This is a genomic window from Pseudomonas sp. K5002, assembly GCF_013386655.1.
GTDB lineage: Bacteria > Pseudomonadota > Gammaproteobacteria > Pseudomonadales > Pseudomonadaceae > Aquipseudomonas.
The window spans coordinates 1-985 of record NZ_JACARK010000926.1 but is presented as its reverse complement, the minus strand read 5'-3'; the positions used below and the strand labels follow the sequence as shown (position 1 = coordinate 985).

Sequence of the window (985 nt, the reverse complement as noted above, 5' to 3'; positions counted from 1 at the left end):
GGGCTTGCTCGCGAAAGCAGGCGGCTCGGTCTCAGGAAGGCCGCACAACCTCACCCGTCGCCAGATCCCGAATCAAACTCGGGTTCTTGCGCCCCCCCAGATTCCCCCCCAACACCAGATCCACCTGCCCACGGAAATACTGCTCCACACGAATCCGCGTGCGCGCCGCCGGGCGGCCCTGCGGGTTGGCCGAGGTGGAAATCAGTGGCCCGACCAGCGAGCACAGATCCCGCACTTGCGGATGATCAGTCACCCGCAACGCCACCGTGTCATGCACCCCGGTAATCCACTCGGGCAGCAAGTCCTGATGGGGCACCAGCCACGTATTCGGGCCAGGCCAGGTACTGACCATGCGATCCATCCACTCATCGGGAAAGTCTTCGAAGAGAAAATCGAACTGACGGATATTGTCGGCAATCAGGATCAGCCCCTTATCCACAGACCGGCCCTTGATCGCCAGCAACCGATCCACCGCTTCTTCGTTCCAAGGGTCACAGCCCAGGCCCCAGACCGCCTCGGTTGGATAGGCAATCACTGCGCCTGCGCGAATTTCTCGTGCGGCTTCTCGCACCCGCCACCTGTTGACCATTACTCACTCTCCGGACTAAAGCTCTGCGCAGTTTACCGATCTTCGTTACAAAACCTAGCCGCGCGCAAGCCAGCGCCCGCTTTCGCAGATCACCCGGCCTTCCAGTTCCAGCTCCGTCAGGCTGGCCAGCACCTCGGACAAGGCCCTGCCACTGGCAATCGCCAGGGCTTCACTGGTGTGGGGCGCCGCGTGCAACAGCGCCACCAGCGGATGATTGACCGCAATCGGCGCCGGGCGGGAGAGGGCCTGCCAGCCACGCAGGTTTTCGAGAATGTGCTCGATGGTTTCCACCAGCACCGCGCCATCGCGGATCAGTTGATGGCAGCCTTTGGCCCCGGGGTGATGGATGGAGCCGGGGATGGCGTATACCTCGCGCCCTTGCTCCGCCGCCAGCCG

The 985-nt window shown here is 63.2% G+C and carries 1 protein-coding gene and 1 pseudogene; both read right to left on the bottom strand.

From position 1 onward, the window contains the following. Positions 1-31: 31 nt before the first annotated feature. Positions 32-589, bottom strand: a complete 558-nt coding sequence (locus HX846_RS31105; protein WP_178966862.1) for an L-threonylcarbamoyladenylate synthase — start codon at positions 587-589, stop codon at positions 32-34. Positions 590-643: 54 nt separating this feature from the next. Further along, positions 644-985 (bottom strand): annotated as a pseudogene (locus HX846_RS31100) (DNA-processing protein DprA); the annotation flags it as partial.

Bases quoted from the DNA above. Each gene is read 5' to 3' on its own strand.
- HX846_RS31105 (WP_178966862.1), bottom strand. From the start codon at position 589: ATGGTCAACAGGTGGCGGGTGCGAGAAGCCGCACGAGAAATTCGCGCA.